Origin of the sequence: Brachymonas sp. J145, from assembly GCF_036312245.1 — a bacterium.
GTDB lineage: Bacteria > Pseudomonadota > Gammaproteobacteria > Burkholderiales > Burkholderiaceae_C > Brachymonas > Brachymonas wangyanguii.
In genome coordinates this window covers 82,233-101,238 of the sequence record NZ_JAZDCI010000002.1, presented here as the reverse complement: position 1 = coordinate 101,238, position 19,006 = coordinate 82,233, and the positions used below count along the sequence as shown (strand labels likewise).

Here is a 19,006-nt window from a genome sequence, read left to right as displayed (position 1 = left end):
TGCATTTTTCCGGGGCAGGGCTACACTGACAGCACGTAACTATCACTCTTCTGGTGTGTCATGACATTCCGTTTTCCGCCTCCCAAAGTCCTGTTGATGTTGTCGGCCCTGGCGGCCATCATCACCATCGGCCTGAAGATGTCGGCCTGGTACCTGACCGGCTCGGTCGGCTTCCTGTCCGACGGCCTGGAATCCTTCGTCAACCTGGCCGGTGCCGTGTTTGCCTTGGCCATGGTGACCGTGGCCGAGCAGCCGCCGGATGAAATGCATCCCTATGGCCATGACAAGGCCGAGTACTTCTCCTCGGGCTTCGAGGGCATCCTGATTTTTGGTGCGGCCGCCGCGATTCTCTGGACCGCCGTGGACCGCCTGTTCAACCCGCAGGAGCTGGAGCAGTTCGGCTGGGGCATGGCACTGTCGCTGGCCAGTACCGTACTGAACGCCGCCGGTGCCTGGGTGCTGATCATGGCCGGTCGCCATCACCGCTCACCGGCGCTGGAAGCCGATGGCCGCCATCTGCGTACCGACGTCTGGACGTCCATCGGCGTGATCGCCGGCGTGGGCCTGGTGCACCTGACTGGCTGGCTCTGGCTGGACCCGGTGGTGGCCATCGTGGTGGCACTGAACATCATGTGGGAAGGCTGGCAGCTGATCCGTATTTCGGGCAACGGCCTGATGGACGCGGCCCTCAAGCCCGAGGAACAGGCGCAGATCCAGGATATCCTGGACGACTACGTGAACCGTGAGCGTGATGCCCAGGGCCGCGAGCAGTTGCGGTTTGACCACGTGGCCACGCGTGCAGCCGGCCAACGCAACTTCGTCTCCATGCACATGCACATGCCGTCCAGCTGGACGATCGGCAAGTCGGCCAAGCTGCGCAACGATCTGGAACGTACGCTGCTGCAGGCGCAGCCGCACCTGCACGCCACCATCGAGATGATGCCGTTTGACGTGGAGCCACACCAGTCGCTGTTCGATGCCGCCGAGAATGAAACCGACAGCGCCGAGGTTGCAGCCGCCGGGTCTCCGGTCAGTGCCAGCTGAGCCGGCGCAGTGCCAACTTGTCGCAGTCTGATACAGAGGGTGACACTTCTGTCATGCAAGTTTCACGGGAACGCATCATTCCTGTCATATCCTGCAGCCAAACTGCTGGGATTGAACGATAAATGACAGGATGTTCCGATGAAAGATCTGCCCACCCCCACGCTGGACTTGTCGCCGCGCAAGCGTGGCCTGCCGGCCCTGCTGCGCAAGCCGCTGCTGATGACGGGCACTGCTGCAGTTCGTACGGTGGCCGTGCCGCCGCCGGCACTGCCGGCAGAAGTGGTACGCGCTGACGTGCCGGCAGCTACTCCGGTGGCCGCGCGTCCGCAGCCTTACCAGATCCAGTGGGCCCGTCATCTGGACGAGGTTCGTGAGGCCCAGCGCCTGCGCTACCAGGTGTTCGCCCTCGAAATGGGTGCGCGCCTCAAGTCCGACCTGCCGGAACACGATATCGACCTGTTCGACGACTACTGCGAGCACCTGCTGGTGCGTGACAGCGAAACCGGCATGGTGGTGGGTACCTACCGCGTGCTGACGCCGGCACAGTCGCGCCGCATTGGCGGCTTCTATACCGAAACCGAATTTGACCTGGTGCGCCTGCGCCATCTGCGCAGCAACATGGTGGAACTGGGCCGCAGCTGCGTGCATGCCGAGCACCGCTCCGGCGGCGTGATCCTCGCCCTGTGGGGCGCGCTGGCCGAGTTCATGTCGCGCAACCAGCTCGATACCATGGTTGGTTGTGCCAGCATCCCGATGCAGCATCAGGGCCTCCCTTCCGGCCATGCCGCCGCCAGCATCTGGCAGCAGGTGCGTGAAAAGCACCTGGCCCCGATCGAATACCGCGTCACGCCACGCCTGGCGCTGCCGGTGGACGAGCTGCAGTGTGACGTGCAGGTGGATCCGCCGGCGCTGATCAAGGGCTATCTGCGCATGGGAGCCAAGGTGCTGGGTGCACCGGCGTGGGATCCGGACTTCAATACCGCTGACTTGCCCATGATGGTGCGCGTGCCGGAACTGCCGGCCCGCTACCGTCGCCAGTTCGGCCTGTAATTCCTGCTGCGGGCAGCACACCGGGCTGCCCCTCCGCTTCGTGCCTGCTGCGGCTTTTGCCGTACAGGCACGTTTTGTTGCGGGGGGCTGCCATGTGTCCTGTCAGGCGGGGGAGTATGATGAAAGAAAGCAACAACAAAGGCGGCAGAGCACCATGGTTGCGGTGCCTGATGCGGCCATCATGCAAGGAGAACTCATGGAACTGATTTTGTGGCGCCATGCGCAGGCAGTCGATGCCGACGGCACCATTGATGACCTGAAACGGTCGCTGACCCAGGAAGGGGAGCACCAGGCGGCTGAAATGGCGGCCTGGCTGGCACGTCACATGCCGACCGATACGCGCATCCTGGTCAGCCCGGCACTGCGTACGCGCCAGACCGTGCTGCGCCTGACCAAGCGCAACTACACCATCGTGCCCGAGCTGGCACCCGACCGTAACGCCGATGACCTGTTGCAGGCCGCTGGCTGGCCCGATGCCGGTGGCACCGTACTGGTAGTCGGACACCAGCCGATCCTGGGCGATGTGGCGCAGCGCCTGCTGGGCATGCAGATGAGCTGCTCGGTCAAGAAGGGCGCAGTCTGGTGGCTGCAGAAGCGCGTGCGCGAAGACCAGGAGCAGGTGGTGCTCAAGGCGGTGCAGAACCCGCGCATGCTGTAAGCGCCGCGCTTAGCGGATCTGCAGCTTGAAGTTCGGATTGATCCGGTTCCAGGCCTCGACTTCCTGCTGCAGCAGATACAGCGATTGCGGATGGGCCTGCGCCCAGTCGCGCGTGACGCTGAGCGTGAAACTCAGTGTCGGCAGCAGGCGGCGCTGCAGTTGCAGGCCTTCCATTTGCGGGTTGCGGCGCGCGTGGCACAGGATCACGGCCAGCCGCAGCGCCAGCAGCTGTGAACAGAACGGCACCTCACGGAAATCGGCATCGAGCTTGTGCAGCTTGCCGCGCTGGCCCAATACCAGCTGGCTCAGGTTGTGCAGCTCGGGCAGGGCGAAGCCCGGCGCCTCGGCATTGTCCATGATGTAGGCACCATGGCGGTGGTAGCTGCTGTGCGAGATATGGGCACCGATCTCGTGCAGGCGTGCTGCCCAGCGCAGCTTGCGCTCGGCGCGCTCGCGCACCTTGGCCATGCCTTCGATCGCCGGATACTGGCGGAACAGCTGCAGGGCAGTGCGCTCCACGCGCGTGGCCTGGGCGTTGTCGACCGCAAACTTCTGCATCAGGTTGTTGACCGTGGTGTTGCGCAGGTCGGTGGTGGGTTGCTCGCGGTCCAGCAGGTCGTACATGACGCCCTGGCGCAGGGCGCCCAGGGCGTGCTGCATTTCGGAAATCTGCAGCACGTCGAAAATCGCGATCAGTACCGCCAGGCCGCCAGCCAGCACCGGCTTGCGTTCTTCCTTCAGCGTCTCGATCTGCAGGTTGTCCACGTACTTGGCGCGTACCAGCCGGCTCTTGAGCCATTCCAGGCCCTGGCGCGTGATGATGCCCGGGGTCTGGCCGGCTGCCGTCAGGATCTCGGCGATGGCACCGATGGTGCCCGAGGAGCCATAGGCGACATCCCACTTGCCGGGCCGGTAGAGCTGGCTGGCCTCGTCCAGTTCGGCCATGGCGGCGATCTGGGCCTGCTTGAAGGCGCTGTTGCCGAGCTTGCCGTCAGGGAAGAACTTCATCGACCAGGTCACGCTGCCGAGCTGGAAGGACTGCAGCTGGTTGGCATCCAGGTTCTTGCCCAGGATCAGTTCGGTGGAGCGGCCACCGATATCGACCACCAGCCGGCGGGCGCTGGAGCGCGGCAGCAGGTTGGCCACGCCCTGATAGATCAGGCGCGCTTCTTCGCGGCCAGAGATGACATCGATCGGAAAGCCGAGGATCTGGCAGGCGCGCGTCAGGAAGACATCGCGGTTTTCCGCCTGGCGCAGCGTCTGCGTGGCCACCGCGCGGATATGGTCCTTGCGGAAGCGGGTCAGGCGCTCGTTGAAGCGCTCCAGACAGCTCCAGCCGCGCTCCATCGCTTCCAGCGACAGCATGTTGTTCTCGTCCAGGCCGCCACCCTGGCGCACGAATTCCTTGTGGTATTCGACGCGGGTAATCTGGCCGTTTTCAAATTTTCCGATTTCCAGGCGGAAGCTGTTGGAACCCAGGTCAAGGGCTGCCAGACGGGTGCCATTACGCATGCTGCAGTCAGTTCTTGTTCGATTTGTGAAAGATATGTGTCCTGACATCATAGTCCGCCAGACGCGGCGCAGATGACGTTCCTGTGACAGGTGTGGGGAAAATCCAAAACGTCACGAAGCCGTCATACTGGGTTTTTAGAGTGGCGCGGTGGAGGTTGGTATGTGACGTACCGGCTGTTTTCACTATTTTCGATTTCAAGGATTTCTCCATGCGATTCGCTCCCAAAGTTTCCCTGCTGGCCGTGTCCCTGACGCTCGGCTTCGCCTCCGTTGCCCAGGCCCAGGACATCACTGGCGCTGGCGCTTCCTTCCCGGCTCCGCTGTACTCCAAGTGGGCTTCCGACTACGCCAAGGCTACTGGCAACAAGATCAACTACCAGTCCGTGGGCTCCGGCGCCGGCATGAAGCAGATCGAAGCCAAGACCGTGGACTTCGGCGCGACCGACGAACCCCTGAAGGACGCTGACCTGCGTGCCAAGGGCCTGGTGCAGTTCCCGACCGTGGTCGGTGGCGTGGTGCCGGTGCTGAACGTGCGCGGCATTGCTCCGGGCGCCATGGTGCTGGACGGCAAGGTGCTGGGCGATATCTACCTGGGCAAGATCACCATGTGGAACGACCCCGCCATCAAGGCCCTGAACCCGAGCCTGAACCTGCCGGCCAACAAGATCGCCGTGGTACGTCGTGCTGACAGCTCCGGTACCAGCTTCAACTTCACCAACTACCTGAGCAAGGTCAACGCCGAGTGGAAGTCCAAGGTTGGCGAGGGCAAGTCCGTGAACTGGCCGACCGGTGTGGGTGGCAAGGGTAACGAAGGCGTGGCCGCTTACGTGGGTCGCCTGCCGAACTCCATCGGCTACGTCGAGTACGCCTACGTGAAGCAGAACAAGATGACCTACGCCAAGATGAAGAACGCCGCTGGTGTGGTGGTTGCTCCTGACGAAGACAGCTTCAAGGCCGCTACCGCTTCCGCCAACTGGAAGTCTTCCTTCTACCAGATCCTGACCAACCAGGCTGGCCGCAACGCATGGCCGATCACGGCTGCGACCTACATCGTGATGCACGCCAAGCAGGACAAGCCGGCCAACGGCGCTGCTGCCCTGAAGTTCTTCGACTGGGCCTACCGCACCGGTGACGCTGGCGCCAGCAACCTGGACTACGTGGCCATGCCCGCTGACGTGAAGAACCACATCCGCGCTTCCTGGGCCAACATCAAGGATGGTTCCGGCAAGGCCGTTTCCTACCGTTGATGACAGCTGACACTGCGGTTGTACCGTGGTGTTGCTGACGCCATCGCACCCCGGAGCTGTCACCAGTTCCGGGGTGTTTTGCATCATGGGTGCCGATTTTTGGTGCAGATGCGACATCGATGCCGCTATATGACGAAACATCACCGAATTGTCATATTTGTGTCATGAACTGTTTTTACAGTTCGTAGCGTGATGCGGGTTTTCCTTGATCCACATCAGACAGACAAACCATCCTTATTTCCTACCCAGGAGTGCTCTCATGCAACAAACCCGTCGTATTGCCCTGTTCAGCGCAGCAGCTGCTGCTGTTGCCTATGGTCTGGTTGGCTGTGGCCAGAAGACCGAAACCAGCCAGCAGGGCGCTTCTGCTGCCCAGCCGACCGCATCTGCCACGGCAGCTGCTCCGGGTACCACTAGCGGTGTTGGCAACATCACCGGCGCTGGCGCTTCCTTCCCGGCTCCCCTGTACGCCAAGTGGGCTGCTGAATACGCCAACGCTACCGGCGTGAAGGTGAACTACCAGTCCGTGGGTTCCGGCGCCGGCATGAAGCAGATCGAAGCCAAGACCGTGGACTTCGGTGCTTCCGACGAGCCGCTGAAGGATGAAGACCTGAAGGCCAAGGGCCTGGTGCAGTTCCCCACCGTGATCGGTGGCGTGGTGCCGGTGGTGAACATCGACGGCGTGAAGCCGGGCGACCTGACCCTGGACGGCCAGCTGCTGGGTGACATCTACCTGGGCAAGATCGAGAAGTGGAACGACCCGGCCATCGCCGCTGCCAACCCGAACGTGACCCTGCCTGACGCCAAGATCGCCGTGGTGCGCCGCGCTGACGGTTCCGGCACCAGCTTCAACTTCACCAACTACCTGAGCAAGGTCAACACCGAGTGGAAAGACAAGGTTGGCGAAGGCAAGGCCGTGAACTGGCCCACCGGTACCGGTGGCAAGGGTAACGAAGGCGTGGCCGCTTTCGTGAGCCGTCTGCCCAACTCCATCGGCTACGTCGAGTACGCCTATGTGAAGCAGAACAACATGACCTACACCAAGATGAAGAACGCCGCTGGCAACGTGGTGGCTCCGGACGACGTGAGCTTCAAGGCTGCTGCCGGTTCTGCTGACTGGAAGAGCTCCTTCTACCAGATCCTGACCAACCAGGCTGCCGACCAGGCCTGGCCGATCACTGCTGCTACCTTCATCATGATGCACACCACGCAGGACAAGCCGGATGCGGCTGCTGGCACGCTGAAGTTCTTTGACTGGGCCTACAGCAACGGTGACGCCATGTCCAACGATCTGACCTACGTGCCGATGCCCGACGACGTGAAGGCCATCGTGCGTGAATCCTGGGCCAACATCAAGGATGCTTCCGGCAACGCGATTGCCTACAAGTAATCCCTGTTGATCCTGCCAGTGCCGTGTGCACTCTGTTCAAGTTCTTGAACTGGGTGGCACGGCATTGGTTCTAAGTCCCTTTTTAGGATAGATACCATGTCTTCCTTAGCTTCAACCGCACAGACCATGACCGAAGAGCGTACGAAGCAGCAACAGAAGAAGCTGCAATCCCCTCCGCCCGAGCCGCGTCGCGTCGGTGCCCTTGCCGACATGCTGTTCGGTGGTGGCGCCAAGCTGGCCGTGTATATCACGCTGGGCTTGCTGGTGGGCATTATCGTGTCCCTCATCATTGGTGCCTGGCCTGCCATCAAGCAGTTCGGCGCTGCCTTCCTGTGGACCAGTGCCTGGGATCCGGTCAACCAGAATTTCGGTGGCTGGGCCATGATTTTCGGTACCCTGGCTACTTCCATCATCGCGCTGCTGATCGCCGTGCCGGTCAGTTTCGGCATTGCGCTGTTCCTGACGGAAATGTCGCCGGCCTGGCTCAAGCGCCCGATCGGTACCGCCATCGAACTGCTGGCTGCCATCCCCTCCATCGTGTATGGCATGTGGGGCCTGATGGTATTCGGCCCGATCCTGGCGACCTATGTACAGGCACCGCTGCAGGCTGCTTTTGGCGAAGTGCCCGGCCTGGGCATGCTGTTCTCCGGCCCGCCCGTGGGCATGGGTATCTTCTCTGCCGGCATCATCCTGGCGATCATGATCATTCCCTACATCGCATCCGTGATGCGTGACGTGTTCGAGGTCACGCCGACGCTGCTGAAGGAATCGGCCTATGGCCTCGGTTCCACCACCTGGGAAGTGGTCTACAAGGTCGTGCTGCCCTACACCAAGGCTGGCGTGATCGGCGGCATCATGCTGGGTCTGGGTCGCGCCCTGGGCGAGACCATGGCCGTGACTTTCGTCATCGGCAACATGAGCCAGTTTGCCTCGCTCAGCCTGTTCGAGCCGGCTACCAGCATTACCGCCACGCTGGCCAACGAATTCGCCGAAGCTGGCGAAGGCCTGCACCGTGCATCCCTGATCTATCTGGGTCTGGTGCTGTTCATCATCTCCTTCATCGTGCTGAGCCTGTCCAAGCTGCTGCTGATGAAGCTTCAGAAGGGCGAAGGAGCCAAGTCATGAGCGCCACCGCAACTGCAAACCAACACGACTACCGCCTGGCCAAGTTCAACAAGCGCAAGCTGGTCAACACGATTGCGCTGACCATGTCCTTTCTGGCCATGTGCTCGGGCATCGTCTGGCTGTTCTGGATCCTGTGGGATACCTTCATGCTGGGCATCCAGGGCCTGGGCGTGCACGTCTTTACCGAAAGCATGCCGGCTCCGAACGAAGTCGGCGGTATCGGCAACGCCATCGTCGGCTCGCTGATGATGGTGGCCGTGGCCACCGTGATCGGTACGCCGATCGGCATCATGGCCGGCATCTACCTGGCCGAGTACGACAAGAGCAGCTGGCTGGCCAAGACCACGCGCTTCGTCAACGACGTGCTGCTGTCTGCCCCGTCCATCGTGATTGGTATCTTCGTGGCTGCCATGCTGGTAGCGCCGATGAAGACCTTCTCCGGCTGGGCTGGTGCCGTGGCACTGGCGCTGATCGTGATTCCGGTCGTGATCCGTACCACCGAGAACATGCTGAACCTGATTCCTGCTTCCATGCGTGAAGCCGCCTACGCCCTGGGTACACCCAAGTGGCGCGTGGTGAAGGACATCACCCTGAAGTCTGCCATGGCAGGCGTGGTGACTGGCGTGCTGCTGGCCGTGGCCCGTATTGCCGGCGAGACCGCACCGCTGCTGTTCACCTCGCTGAGCAACCAGTTCTGGAGCACCGACATGTCTAGCCCGATGGCGAGCCTGCCGGTCATGATCTACAACTTCGCGATGAGCCCCTATGGCAACTGGCAAGAGCTGGCTTGGGTAGGCGTGTTCGTCATCACGGTCACCGTTCTGGCCATCAACATCCTGGCGCGCCTGCTGACGCGCAAGTCCTGATCATTCTGAAAAGGTTCCATCGTGAGCGATATCATTACTCCCCCCCCGGCCAAGATTTCCTGCCGTAACCTGAACTTCTACTACGGCAAGTTCCACGCCCTGAAGAACATCAACCTGGACATCCCCGAGAAGCAGGTCACGGCCTTCATCGGCCCGTCTGGCTGCGGCAAGTCCACGCTGCTGCGCATCTTCAACCGCATGTTCGAGCTGTATCCCGAGCAGCGCGCCGAAGGCGAGATCCTGTTCAACGGCACCAACCTGCTGGACAAGAGCAAGGACGTGGCGCTGCTGCGCGCCAAGATCGGCATGGTGTTCCAGAAGCCGACGCCGTTCCCCATGTCCATCTACGACAACATCGCGTTCGGCGTGAAGCTGTTCGAGAACCTGAGCAAGTCCGAAATGGACGAGCGCGTCGAGTGGGCCCTGAACAAGGCGGCCCTGTGGACCGAAGTCAAGGACAAGCTGCAGCAGAACGGCTCCAGCCTGTCCGGCGGCCAGCAACAGCGCCTGTGCATTGCCCGCGGTATCGCGGTCAAGCCCGAAGTGCTGCTGCTGGACGAGCCCTGCTCGGCACTGGATCCGATCTCCACCTCCAAGATCGAGGAGCTGATCGCCGAACTGAAGGGCGATTACACCGTGGTGATCGTGACGCACAACATGCAGCAGGCAGCGCGTTGCTCTGACAACACGGCTTATATGTACCTGGGTGACCTGATCGAATTCGGCGACACGAAGGAAATGTTCTTCAAGCCGAAGCGCCAGGAAACCGAAGATTACATTACCGGCCGTTTCGGCTGATCTGATTAGCAGGGAGAGGAGACTCGCATGTCGGAAAAACATTTGTCCAGCCAGTTCGATGCCGAACTCAACATGGTGACCAGCCAGGTCATGGAGATGGGTGGCCTGGTCGAGCAGCAGATGGCCCAGGCCGTCGAGGCGCTGCTGGAGCACAACCTGGAGGCCGCACGCGTCGTCGAACAGAACGAGCCCCGCGTCAACGAGATGGAAGTCGTGATCGACCACGAGATGACTTCCATCATCAGCCGCCGTCAGCCGACGGCGCGTGACCTGCGCCTGCTGATCGCGATTGCGCGCATCACGGCCAACCTGGAGCGCGCTGGCGACGAGGCCAACCGCATTGCCCGCAACGTGCAGAAGGTGCTGTCGCACGGCAACGCCCACCGTGTGCTGCCGACCTCCGAGCTGCGCATTGCGGCCCAGATGGCATCGGACCTGCTGCGCCGTTCGCTGGATGCCTTCGCGCGTCTGGATACGCGTATCGCGGTCGAGATCCTGAAGGCCGACACGCTGATCGACGTCGAATACGAAGGCTATCTGCGCAAGCTGGTGACCTACATGATGGAAGATCCGCGCACGATTGGCGTCAGCCTCGAGCTGATGACGGTGGCCAAGGCGCTGGAGCGCATCGGTGACCATTCCAAGAACATCGCCGAGAGCGTGATCTACATTGTGCAGGGTCTGGACGTTCGCCACAGCTCGGTGGAAGACATCGAAGACAAGCTGGTGTGAGCAGAGCGACGGACGACTGAAAGATGAGATTGCAGCCAAAAATCCTGGTAGTCGAAGACGAAGCGTCCATTGCCGAACTGATCGCAGTCAACCTGCGCCATAACGGCTATCAGATCACGTGGGCAACGGACGGCAAGAGCGCGCAGCGCGAGCTGGACGAAACCCTGCCTGATCTGATCCTGCTGGACTGGATGCTGCCGGGTGAAAGCGGACTGCTGCTGGCCAAGCGCTGGCGCGCCGATCCGCGGACCAAGACCGTGCCCATCATCATCCTGACGGCACGCGGTGACGAAAATGACCGCGTGGCCGGCCTGGATGTAGGTGCCGACGACTACATCACCAAGCCGTTCTCGACCAAGGAACTGCTGGCACGCATCCGTGCGGTGCTGCGCCGCCGTGCGCCGGAACCGGAAACCACGGTGCTGGAACTGGGCCAGCTGTCGCTGGATACCGGAACCTACCGCGTGCACTACGGCGACCAGCCGATCAAGCTGGGCCCGACCGAGTTCAAGCTGCTGCACTACATGATGCGCAATGCCGAACGCGTACATAGCCGCGCTCATCTGCTGGATCGGGTCTGGGGCGACCACGTGTTCATCGAGGAGCGTACCGTGGACGTGCATGTCAAGCGCCTGCGCGAGTCCATGGGGCCGGCCTCGACCATGATCGAGACAGTGCGCGGTGCGGGTTACCGCATTACTGCATTGAACGAGCCGGCTGCATCGCGTTAATGCGCCTGTTAGTGTGATAATTGTCATCATTGGTGGATATTTTTGTCTGCCACGGGATGACAAGTGACTGGCCAGGGTCTAGGCGGCCCTGGCCAGTTTTTTGATGGACTGACAGGAATCGCGAATGAGCATACGCATTGTCTGGATCGTGCTGTTGCACCTCGGTGGCCTGGGCCTGTCCTGGTATTTGCAGGACAGGCAGCAATTGGAGTCTGCACTGTGGGTGCTGACGGTGGTACTGCTGCTGGATGTCCTGCTGTTGCTGCTGGACGCCTGGCAGGGCCAGCGTCTGCTGAATTGGCTGCGCCACCAAATGCCCAGTCCCGAGCCGGATCTGCGCGGCATCTGGCAGGAGATGGAGGTGGCGGCCTACCGCAGCATGCGCAAGCAGCGCCGTCTGGTCGAGGATTCCGAGCGCCAGATGCTGGTGTTCCTGGATGCGCTGCGCGCATCCCCCAACGGCATCATCCTGGTCGATGAACTGGGGCATATTGAGTGGTTCAACCCGGCCGGCGGTGAGTTCTTCGGGCTGGAAAGTCCGCGCGACCATGGCCAGCATCTGGGCAACCTGGTGCGCGATCCGGCTTTCAGCCGCTACTGGGCGGCACAGGATGTGCAGTCGGCAGGCGTCACCATGAACGGCCGCCGCCATTCGCTGGAGCGTCCGGTGCGCCTGTCGGTGCAGGCCTTTCCGTTTGGCCAGGGTCGACGCATGCTGCTGGTGCGTGACGTGACGGCGGTAGAGCAGGCCGAACGCATGCGCCGCGATTTTGTGGCCAACGTCTCGCACGAGGTGCGTACACCGCTGACCGTGCTGTCCGGCTTCGTCGAGACCATGCAGAGCGTGCCGCTGACGCAGGAAGAAAGCCAGCGTTACCTGGAACTGATGGCGCTGCAGGCGCGTCGCATGCAGCATCTGGTGCAGGATCTGCTGACCCTGTCCCGGCTGGAAGGCAGCCCGCCGCCCGACCAGAGCGAGCGCGCCCACCTGGCCGAACTGCTCGAGATCGGCGTCAACGATGCGCGTGTGCTGACCGAGGTGCTGGCAACCGAAAAGGGCGAATTGCCGCATCGCATCCGCTGCGAGATCGAATCGGGCGTGCCGGAAGAGGTGTTTGGCAGTGTCAGCGAACTGCAGAGCGCGATCGGCAATCTGCTGAGCAATGCGGTGCGCTATACGCCGCAGGGCAGCGAGATTATTGCCGGCCTGAGCCGCACCGCTGAAGGCGGTGTGCAGCTGTACGTGAAGGACCACGGTCCGGGTATTCCGGCAGAACACCTGCCGCGCATTACCGAGCGTTTCTACCGCGTGGACCGCAGCCGTTCGCGTGAAACCGGTGGTACCGGCCTGGGCCTGGCGATTGTCAAGCATGTGGCGCAGCGCCATGGCGCACGCCTGCATGTGGAAAGCAAGCCGGACGATGGCGCCCGGTTTGCGCTGGATTTCCCGGAGTACCGCCTGTACCAACAGCACGAGGCGCTGCCAGCGCGACCTGAACTGTCGCCGCGGCACTGATCCGCTCTGCGATCAGGCCGACTGCTCCAGGGCGCGGCGCGAAGCCTGCCGCAACAGCAGCAGGAACAGGCCGGCCACCAGGGCCATCGCCACCGACACCATGGCCCAGAAGGCATGTGGCCCGCGCCAGGCTGCCGGACCGAACCAGGCCAGCCAGTAGCCACCGCCCAGACCCAGTCCCCAGAGCATCACGCTGTAGATCAGCGTAGGCAGCCGTACCACGTGGTAGCAGCGCAGCAGGAACAGGCCGCAGACCTGGAAGGCATCGGCCAGATGGTAGCCGGCGACCAGCAGCAGCAGCGAGGCCGCCAGCTGCACCACGGCAGCATCCTGCACGTAGAGGCTGGCCATGGGCTCGCGCAGCAGTGCCAGCAGCGCGGCAGACAGGCCGGCGCTGAGCAGGGTCAGCAGCAGCGTGCTGCGTTGTGCCAGCAGTGCCGAGGGCAGGTCCTGGCGACCCTGCCAGAAGCTGACGCGGGCGCTGCCGGCAATCGCCAGTGACAGCGGCCACATGTAGAGCAGGGCGGCGGTGGTGCTGGCAATCTGCTGCGCCGCCGAAGCGGTTTCGCCCATCGGTGCGATCAGCAGCGACATGGTGGTGAAGGAGGTCACTTCGACCCAGATCGCCAGGCTGCTGGGCAGGCCAAGGGCGAGGAACTGGCGCTGCACGGTCCAGTCCGGGCGCGGCGGACGCTGCAGCAGCTGGTAGGGCCGGTACAGCGGGTGGCGTCGCAACAGCCAGCCGATGACCAGCAGCAGCCCGACATGCGTGACACAGGTGGCCCAGGCGCAGCCGGCCAGACCCAGTTCCGGTACACCCCAGCCGCCAAAGGCGAACCAGACCGTGAGCGGGATCTTGCAGAGCAGCGCACCGCCCTGCAGCCGAGCCACCCAGCGTGGCTGGCCAATGCTCTGGCTGAAGGTGTTGAAGGCGCGCACCAGCATGCTCATGGGCAGCGTGATGGCCTGGATGGCCAGGTAATGGCTGACGGGCTGGTGCAGGTGCTGCGGAACCTGGGTCAGCTGCAGCAGCGCCGGGCTGAGCAGCAGCAGCGTCACGCCGATGACCGAGCAGATCGCCAACGCATACAGCGCCTGGCGAACGCTACGGCCCAGTTCCGGCACAGCACCCTGGCCATGCAAGCGGCCCCAGATCGGCAGCAGGCCCTGTACATAGCCTTGCAGGCCAATGCTGATGCTGACATAAATCGCCGTGGCGATGGAGAGCGTGGCCAGCGCCTGCGGGTCATACTGGCCGGCGACCAGGGTATCGGTGACGGCAAAGGCCATCACGGCCAGCTGTCCGATCCAGATGGTGGCAGCATGGCTGCCAATGGCACGCAGGTCGAACAGTTTCACGTTGCAGGCAGATGGCGTCAGGGCAGGCGCCGGTAGAGGTGGATCGCTTCGCTGCGGCCCGGGCGGTAGACCACGGCGGCTTCGGTCCACTGCTGCATGTCGTGCAGATGCGGCAGCAGCATCACCTGGCTTTCGTCGGTGACCAGCCAGTTGCATTGCAGGCTGGTGCCGGCGCGGTGGATCTCGAATGGGGTGTGGTAGAGCAGGGCGCTGGCCTGGGCTTCGTCCAGTCCGATGATGTCGAGGCAGCGCACGTCCGGGTCGGCCGCCTGCATGGTCTGCGTGATTTCCTGGGCCACCACGGTATAGCTGCGTGCGTGGTTGATGGCCGGCAGCCAGATCGTCATCATCAGCACCCAGCACAGCGTGACGCCGCCTGCCGGCAGGATCATGCTCTTCCAGAGTGCCGGGCGCAGGCGCCGGGTGCGCCAGCGCACCAGGTACAGCCAGCCCAGCGTGACTGCCAGCGCCGACAGGAACAGGCCCCATTCAAACACCGGCGCATAGCCCGGCACGGCGGCCAGCACCCGCTCCACGATGCGCAGTTGCCAGCCGGCCTGCAGCGCGATCCAGACCAGCCACATGGCGGTGGCCGCCGCGGTGAACACGATCAGCGAGAACCAGTCGATAAAGGCCTGGGCGCTGCGCTTGAACGTGGGCAGGGCGAAGGCGGCCAGTGCAGCATAGGCCGGTAGGCCGAGCAGCAGGCTGTCTTTCGGGCTGTCGCCGATCCAGCCGGCTATGCTGCAGATCAGGCCGGCAGCCAGCGGCAGTGTCAGCGAAAACGCGCCACGTCCACGGCGCCAGTGGTTGCGCCAGCGCCAGATGGTCCAGATCGCCATTGGCCAGACTGGCCAGGTGAACCAGATGTGCAGCTTGATCAGGTCGCGCCATTCGACCCAGCGCGAGGGGAGCGGCTGCAGGCGCCAGCGCCAGAGCTCCAGCTGGCTGGCGAGCAGCGCACTGAGCAGGGTCAGCGCGGCCAGGCCGGCCACCCAGAGCCAGCGGCGGCGTTCGTGCGGCTGCAGCGCGGCCGGATCGGCCTCGTAGCCATCGGCCAGGATCAGGGCATTCCATTCGCGCTTGCTGCCGGCGTAGATCAGGGCGCCAGCCAGGGCGAACAGCACGGCCATGGCGGGCGCGCCGGACAGGGTCAGGCCCAGTGTGCCCAGCGTGCCGAACAGCGCCGGCAGCACAGTGCGGTAGGGCAGTGCGGCAAAGGCGTACAGCATCAGCGCGGCGCAGCAGAGCTGCGTCAGTGGCGCGGCGACTTCGTGGCTGGGCTGGGCCAGGCCCAGGCAGGCTGTCAGTGCCAGCAGGCCGCCATCGGCCAGGGTGCGGGCGTAATCGGTGGGATGGGCTTCGCCGCCAAAGGCAAAGCTGACCGGCTGCGCGCTCGGGCCGCGAGCCAGGTAATAGATGCCGTACCAGGTGGCAGTGAGCGTCAGCCACAGCATCAGCACGAACAGCACGCGCACGGCAGCGAAGGGCTCCAGCGGCAGCCAGTGGATGGCGGCTGCGCCCAGCCAGTAGTGCAGCAGCGCGTTGGCATCGACAGCCTGGCCCAGCAGCGTGGGCGACAGGAAGCTGGCCGGGTTCTGCGCCAACTCCAGCATGACGCCAAAGCTGGAGATATCGGCGCGGCGCCAGGGGTCGCGCCAGAGGAAGCCGAACAGCACGTAGACCGCACAGAACAGCAGCAGGCCCCAGCGCGGCAGGCGGCGCACGCCTTCCTGGGCGACGATGGCAGGGCTGGGTTGGTTCACGGTGGGGTGCTCGCAGAGAGGAAGGTCATCGACGGCATGGTACACGCTGTCGGCGGCAAAAGTGCTGCCACGGACCGGGACGGGTAGCGGAAATAGTCGCCGATTGTACGAAAAAAGGCAGCCCGGAGGCTGCCTTTGCGGACCGGCACGGGATGCCGTGCCTGGCCAGTGCCAATTAACGCTTGGCGTAGCGGTTGCGGAAGCGCTCCACGCGGCCACCCATGTTGTCCACCGACTTTTGTGTGCCGGTGTAGAAGGGGTGGGATTCGCTGGAGGTATCCAGCTTGAACAGCGGCAGTTCGCGGCCGTCTTCCAGCTTGATGGTTTCCTTGGTGTTCACGCAGGAACGGGTGATGATCTGGTAGCCGTTGGACAGGTCAACGAAGCAGACTTCACGGTAATTGGGGTGGATGCCTTCTTTCATGGGTATTCCTTGAGGGTCGTTGCGGGAGCCGTGCCGGCCTATTCCAGCGTACTTTCCGCGACTTTAATCTGGCATTATCGCATTTTCATTGCCGTGGTGCAAAGGTTTCTGCGATCCTGTCGGTCTGCTCCGGGCCGGTTTCTGGGAAAATGCAACAGTTGCGGCCACTCCGGGCCGGCAACTGTCTTTATCTCTGCAAAGGAACAACAGCATGGGCCAACCCATCCGCATTGGTATTGCCGGTCACGGCAACCTGGGCCGCGGCGTCGAAGCCGCCATCCGCAAGAACCCCGACATGCAGCTCGTGGGTATCTACACGCGCCGCCCGCCGGATCAGTTGCAGCCGCTGGTGCCTGGTACGCCGGTGTTTGGCATGGACACGCTGCCGCAGCACACCGGCAACATCGACGTGCTGATCCTGTGCGGCGGCTCCAAGAGCGATCTGCCCGAGCAGGGCCCGCAGCTGGCGGCGCTGTTCAACACCGTGGACAGTTTCGATACCCACGCGCGCATTCCCGAATACTTTGCCGCAGTCGATGCTCCAGCGCGCGCCAACGGCAAGACCGCGCTGATCTCCGCCGGCTGGGATCCGGGCATGTTCTCGATCAACCGCATCATCGGCGAAGCGCTGCTGCCCGATGGCGCGACCTACACCTTCTGGGGCAAGGGCCTGAGCCAGGGCCATTCCGACGCGATCCGTCGCGTGCCGGGCGTGGCCGGTGGCGTGCAGTACACACTGCCGGTGGAAGACGCGGTGGAGCGTGTACGCAGCGGCGTGCGCCCCGAGCTGACGACGCGTGAAAAGCACCGCCGCGATTGCTACGTGGTGCTGGCCGAAGGCGCCGACGCCGATGCCGTGCGCCAGGCCATCGTCACCATGCCGCACTATTTTGACGAATACGACACCACGGTGAACTTCATCAGCGCCGAGGAGCTGCGCCGCGACCATGCCGCCATGCCGCACGGCGGTTTCGTCATCCGCAGTGGCAACACCTCGGAAGAGAACAGCCAGGTGATCGAGTACGGCCTGAAGCTGGGCAGCAATCCGGAGTTCACCTCCAGTGTGCTGGTGGCCTACGCGCGTGCCGTGCATCGCATGCAGCAGCAGGGCGATATCGGTGCCAAGACCGTGTTTGACGTGGCGCCGGGCCTGCTCTCGCCCAAGAGTGCCGAGCAGCTGCGCGCCGAGCAGCTGTAAGCGTCTTGCCGGGCGGCCCCTGTGCCGGCCCGGAAATGACAAAGCCCGCCAGAGTCATCCGGCGGGCTTTTTGCATGCAGCAGCAGGGAAGGCTTAGCCGCCCTTGCGCATCATGTCGAAGAACTCGTGGTTGTTCTTGGTCTGCTTCATGCTCTTGAGCACCAGCTCCATCGCCTCGATCTCATCCATGTTGTACATGAACTGACGCAGGATGCGGGTCTTCTGCAGGATTTCGGGCGGCAGCAGCAGCTCCTCGCGGCGCGTGCCGCTGCGGTTGAGCTGGATCGCCGGGAAGATGCGCTTTTCGTACAGGCGGCGGTCCAGGTGGATTTCACTGTTGCCGGTGCCCTTGAACTCCTCGAAGATCACCTCGTCCATGCGGCTGCCGGTATCGATCAGCGCGGTGGCGATGATGGTCAGCGAGCCGCCTTCCTCGATCTTGCGTGCGGCACCAAAGAAACGCTTGGGGCGCTGCAGCGCGTTGGCATCGACACCGCCGGACAGCACCTTGCCGGACGAGGGCACGACGTTGTTGTAGGCACGAGCCAGGCGCGTGATGGAGTCGAGCAGGATGACCACGTCCTTCTTGAGTTCGACCAGGCGCTTGGCGCGCTCGATCACCATCTCGGCAACGTGCACGTGGCGCGTGGCGGGCTCGTCAAAGGTGGAGGCGATGATCTCGCCGCGCACCGAACGCTGCATCTCGGTCACTTCCTCGGGGCGCTCGTCCACCAGCAGCACCATCAGGTGCACGTCCGGGTGGTTGGCCGTGATGGAGTGGGCGATGCTCTGCATCATCATGGTCTTGCCGCTCTTGGGCGGCGCCACGATCAGCGCACGCTGGCCGCGACCGATGGGGGCGATAATGTCGATCACGCGGCCGGTGATGTTCTCCTCGCTCTTGATGTCGCGCTCGAGCTTCATCTGCTGCGTGGGGAACAGCGGCGTGAGGTTCTCGAACATCACCTTGTGCTTGTTCGCCTCGGGCGGCAGACCGTTGATCTTGTCCAGCTTGTTCAGCGCAAAGTAGCGCTCGCCGTCCTTGGGCGTGCGCACCTCGCCCTCGACCATGTCACCGGTGTGCAGGTTGAAGCGGCGTACCTGGCTCGGGCTGATGTAGATGTCGTCGGTGCTGGCGGTGTAGTTGCTGTCGGGATTGCGCAGGAAACCGAAACCGTCGGGCAGGATTTCCAGCACGCCGTCGGCAAACACCTGTTCGCCGGCGCGGGCGCGCTTCTTGATGATGGCAGACATCAGCTCCTGCTTGCGCATGCGGCCGGTGTTTTCGATCTCGAGTTCTTCGGCCTGCTTCAGCACTTCGGAGACGTGCAGGGCCTTGAGTTCGTTCAGATGCATGGTATTGCGTCTAGGGAAAAAGGAAAGGGGGCGGTGTGGCGCGACTGTACGCTCGGGTACAGGGGCGGATACCGGGAAAAACTGGGAGGTGATCTGGATACCGGACTGACAATCAGCGGCAGCAGGGTAGGCTGGCTGTGCCGGAGATACCGATTGCCGGTATCTGACGGGTATGCACATGGTGTGCGCAGATTATAGACACAAAAGCTGCGCTGGATGCGGGGCCGGAGGGCA

At 63.2% G+C, this 19,006-nt stretch carries 17 protein-coding genes; 12 read left to right on the top strand and 5 right to left on the bottom strand.

The annotated features are described in order from the left end of the window. The first annotated feature begins 60 nt into the window (after positions 1 to 60). From V1261_RS02775 to V1261_RS02765, 3 genes are all read left to right on the top strand, one after another. Positions 61 to 1,044, top strand: coding sequence for a cation diffusion facilitator family transporter (locus tag V1261_RS02775; RefSeq protein ID WP_329769914.1), 984 nt, complete (start codon positions 61 to 63; stop codon positions 1,042 to 1,044). Positions 1,045 to 1,182: 138 nt separating this feature from the next. Beyond that, entirely contained in the window at positions 1,183 to 2,094 is a 912-nt protein-coding gene (locus V1261_RS02770) for a GNAT family N-acetyltransferase (protein ID WP_329769913.1), read from the top strand. 196 nt (positions 2,095 to 2,290) lie between these two features. Next, positions 2,291 to 2,752, top strand: coding sequence for a SixA phosphatase family protein (locus V1261_RS02765; RefSeq protein ID WP_329769912.1), 462 nt, complete (start codon positions 2,291 to 2,293; stop codon positions 2,750 to 2,752). 9 nt (positions 2,753 to 2,761) lie between these two features. Here the strand turns inward: V1261_RS02765 and V1261_RS02760 are convergent, their stop codons facing one another. Next, positions 2,762 to 4,264: a Ppx/GppA phosphatase family protein gene (locus V1261_RS02760; RefSeq protein ID WP_329769911.1), complete on the bottom strand. Its 1,503-nt coding sequence runs from the start codon at positions 4,262 to 4,264 to the stop codon at positions 2,762 to 2,764. A gap of 209 nt (positions 4,265 to 4,473) precedes the next feature. Between V1261_RS02760 and pstS (V1261_RS02755) the strand changes: the two genes are divergently transcribed. The 8 genes from pstS (V1261_RS02755) to phoR all read left to right on the top strand — a co-directional run bounded on the left by pstS (V1261_RS02755) (position 4,474) and on the right by phoR (position 12,669). Beyond that, positions 4,474 to 5,511, top strand: a complete 1,038-nt coding sequence (pstS, locus tag V1261_RS02755) for a phosphate ABC transporter substrate-binding protein PstS (protein ID WP_329769910.1) — start codon at positions 4,474 to 4,476, stop codon at positions 5,509 to 5,511. A 259-nt stretch (positions 5,512 to 5,770) separates the two neighbouring features. Next, a complete protein-coding gene (pstS, locus tag V1261_RS02750; RefSeq protein WP_329769909.1) occupies positions 5,771 to 6,901 on the top strand; it encodes a phosphate ABC transporter substrate-binding protein PstS in 1,131 nt (376 codons plus the stop codon). Between the two features lie 126 nt (positions 6,902 to 7,027). Beyond that, a complete protein-coding gene (gene pstC, locus V1261_RS02745; protein ID WP_405198058.1) occupies positions 7,028 to 8,026 on the top strand; it encodes a phosphate ABC transporter permease subunit PstC in 999 nt (332 codons plus the stop codon). After that, positions 8,023 to 8,892 carry a phosphate ABC transporter permease PstA gene (gene pstA, locus V1261_RS02740; RefSeq protein WP_329769908.1) on the top strand — a complete coding sequence of 290 codons (870 nt, stop codon included), beginning with the start codon at positions 8,023 to 8,025 and terminating at the stop codon, positions 8,890 to 8,892. The genes pstC and pstA overlap by 4 nt, the downstream gene beginning before the upstream one ends. A gap of 21 nt (positions 8,893 to 8,913) precedes the next feature. Next, on the top strand, positions 8,914 to 9,690 hold the full coding sequence (gene pstB, locus V1261_RS02735) for a phosphate ABC transporter ATP-binding protein PstB (RefSeq protein WP_329769907.1): 777 nt from the start codon (positions 8,914 to 8,916) through the stop codon (positions 9,688 to 9,690). A gap of 27 nt (positions 9,691 to 9,717) precedes the next feature. Next, complete coding sequence (gene phoU, locus V1261_RS02730) at positions 9,718 to 10,422, top strand: phosphate signaling complex protein PhoU (protein WP_329769906.1); 705 nt, start codon at positions 9,718 to 9,720, stop codon at positions 10,420 to 10,422. Positions 10,423 to 10,445: 23 nt separating this feature from the next. Next, positions 10,446 to 11,153, top strand: a complete 708-nt coding sequence (phoB, locus tag V1261_RS02725; RefSeq protein WP_329769905.1) for a phosphate regulon transcriptional regulator PhoB — start codon at positions 10,446 to 10,448, stop codon at positions 11,151 to 11,153. A 124-nt stretch (positions 11,154 to 11,277) separates the two neighbouring features. Continuing rightward, on the top strand, positions 11,278 to 12,669 hold the full coding sequence (phoR, locus tag V1261_RS02720) for a phosphate regulon sensor histidine kinase PhoR (RefSeq protein ID WP_329769904.1): 1,392 nt from the start codon (positions 11,278 to 11,280) through the stop codon (positions 12,667 to 12,669). 12 nt (positions 12,670 to 12,681) lie between these two features. Here the strand turns inward: phoR and V1261_RS02715 are convergent, their stop codons facing one another. The 3 genes from V1261_RS02715 to V1261_RS02705 all read right to left on the bottom strand — a co-directional run bounded on the left by V1261_RS02715 (position 12,682) and on the right by V1261_RS02705 (position 16,218). Continuing rightward, the gene (locus V1261_RS02715; RefSeq protein WP_329769903.1) at positions 12,682 to 14,028 is read right to left on the bottom strand and encodes an MATE family efflux transporter; all 1,347 of its coding nucleotides are present in this window, start codon (positions 14,026 to 14,028) and stop codon (positions 12,682 to 12,684) included. A 17-nt stretch (positions 14,029 to 14,045) separates the two neighbouring features. Beyond that, entirely contained in the window at positions 14,046 to 15,794 is a 1,749-nt protein-coding gene (locus tag V1261_RS02710; RefSeq protein WP_329769902.1) for a hypothetical protein, read from the bottom strand. A gap of 175 nt (positions 15,795 to 15,969) precedes the next feature. Beyond that, positions 15,970 to 16,218, bottom strand: a complete 249-nt coding sequence (locus V1261_RS02705; RefSeq protein WP_329769901.1) for a type B 50S ribosomal protein L31 — start codon at positions 16,216 to 16,218, stop codon at positions 15,970 to 15,972. A 211-nt stretch (positions 16,219 to 16,429) separates the two neighbouring features. Between V1261_RS02705 and V1261_RS02700 the strand changes: the two genes are divergently transcribed. After that, positions 16,430 to 17,416: a diaminopimelate dehydrogenase gene (locus V1261_RS02700; protein WP_329769900.1), complete on the top strand. Its 987-nt coding sequence runs from the start codon at positions 16,430 to 16,432 to the stop codon at positions 17,414 to 17,416. 93 nt (positions 17,417 to 17,509) lie between these two features. Here the strand turns inward: V1261_RS02700 and rho are convergent, their stop codons facing one another. Then, a complete protein-coding gene (gene rho, locus V1261_RS02695) occupies positions 17,510 to 18,772 on the bottom strand; it encodes a transcription termination factor Rho (RefSeq protein WP_329769899.1) in 1,263 nt (420 codons plus the stop codon). Between the last annotated feature and the right edge of the window lie 234 nt (positions 18,773 to 19,006).

What these genes read in the sequence shown, in the direction of transcription:
- V1261_RS02775 (WP_329769914.1), top strand. Translation starts at nt 61, where the DNA reads ATGACATTCCGTTTTCCGCCTCCCAAAGTCCTGTTGATGTTGTCGGCC.
- V1261_RS02770 (WP_329769913.1), top strand. Translation starts at nt 1,183, where the DNA reads ATGAAAGATCTGCCCACCCCCACGCTGGACTTGTCGCCGCGCAAGCGT.
- V1261_RS02765 (WP_329769912.1), top strand. Translation starts at nt 2,291, where the DNA reads ATGGAACTGATTTTGTGGCGCCATGCGCAGGCAGTCGATGCCGACGGC.
- V1261_RS02760 (WP_329769911.1), bottom strand. Translation starts at nt 4,264, where the DNA reads ATGCGTAATGGCACCCGTCTGGCAGCCCTTGACCTGGGTTCCAACAGC.
- pstS (WP_329769910.1), top strand. Translation starts at nt 4,474, where the DNA reads ATGCGATTCGCTCCCAAAGTTTCCCTGCTGGCCGTGTCCCTGACGCTC.
- pstS (WP_329769909.1), top strand. Translation starts at nt 5,771, where the DNA reads ATGCAACAAACCCGTCGTATTGCCCTGTTCAGCGCAGCAGCTGCTGCT.
- pstC (WP_405198058.1), top strand. Translation starts at nt 7,028, where the DNA reads ATGACCGAAGAGCGTACGAAGCAGCAACAGAAGAAGCTGCAATCCCCT.
- pstA (WP_329769908.1), top strand. Translation starts at nt 8,023, where the DNA reads ATGAGCGCCACCGCAACTGCAAACCAACACGACTACCGCCTGGCCAAG.
- phoU (WP_329769906.1), top strand. Translation starts at nt 9,718, where the DNA reads ATGTCGGAAAAACATTTGTCCAGCCAGTTCGATGCCGAACTCAACATG.
- phoB (WP_329769905.1), top strand. Translation starts at nt 10,446, where the DNA reads ATGAGATTGCAGCCAAAAATCCTGGTAGTCGAAGACGAAGCGTCCATT.
- phoR (WP_329769904.1), top strand. Translation starts at nt 11,278, where the DNA reads ATGAGCATACGCATTGTCTGGATCGTGCTGTTGCACCTCGGTGGCCTG.
- V1261_RS02705 (WP_329769901.1), bottom strand. Translation starts at nt 16,218, where the DNA reads ATGAAAGAAGGCATCCACCCCAATTACCGTGAAGTCTGCTTCGTTGAC.
- V1261_RS02700 (WP_329769900.1), top strand. Translation starts at nt 16,430, where the DNA reads ATGGGCCAACCCATCCGCATTGGTATTGCCGGTCACGGCAACCTGGGC.
- rho (WP_329769899.1), bottom strand. Translation starts at nt 18,772, where the DNA reads ATGCATCTGAACGAACTCAAGGCCCTGCACGTCTCCGAAGTGCTGAAG.